The organism is Vibrio sp. Vb2131, from assembly GCF_033338535.1.
Classification (GTDB): Bacteria; Pseudomonadota; Gammaproteobacteria; order Enterobacterales; family Vibrionaceae; genus Vibrio; species Vibrio alginolyticus.
Map to the genome: position 1 here is coordinate 1 of NZ_JAWOSW010000146.1, position 540 is coordinate 540.

Annotated in this window: 1 protein-coding gene; it reads left to right on the forward strand. The window is 50.9% G+C overall.

Features of this window, described 5'->3' with window-relative positions:
• Positions 1-540 (forward strand): M20/M25/M40 family metallo-hydrolase (locus R7E38_RS23290; RefSeq protein ID WP_318082215.1); only part of this gene is annotated, 540 nt, incomplete at both ends.

Below are 540 nucleotides of genomic sequence, written 5' to 3' on the forward strand. Positions count from 1 at the left end.
CGCCGTGGTTCAATTACCGGTGACCTAACCGTAAAAGGCACACAAGGTCATGTGGCCTACCCTCACCTCGCTAATAACCCTGTTCACGCATCGCTACTTGCCATCCACGAACTGGCAACAACAGAGTGGGATAAAGGCAATGATTACTTCCCGCCAACAAGCTTCCAAATTCCCAATGTATCTGCGGGCACAGGGGCTTCCAACGTGATTCCTGGCGAGTTCAACGTTCAATTCAACCTACGTTTTAGCACCGAACTGAACAATGACACTATCGTCCAGCGCGTAACAGAAACACTGGATAAGCATGATCTCAACTACGATCTACATTGGACATTCAACGGCGACCCGTTCTTAACGGACACAGGTGCCCTACTTGATGCTGTGGTCGCTTCCGTAGCGGAAGTGAACAACACCAAACCAGCGCTGCTCACAACGGGGGGTACGTCAGACGGACGTTTCATTGCTCGCATGGGCGGTCAAGTCGTTGAGCTTGGACCTGTCAATGCCACGATTCACAAAGTGAACGAATGCGTAAAAGTG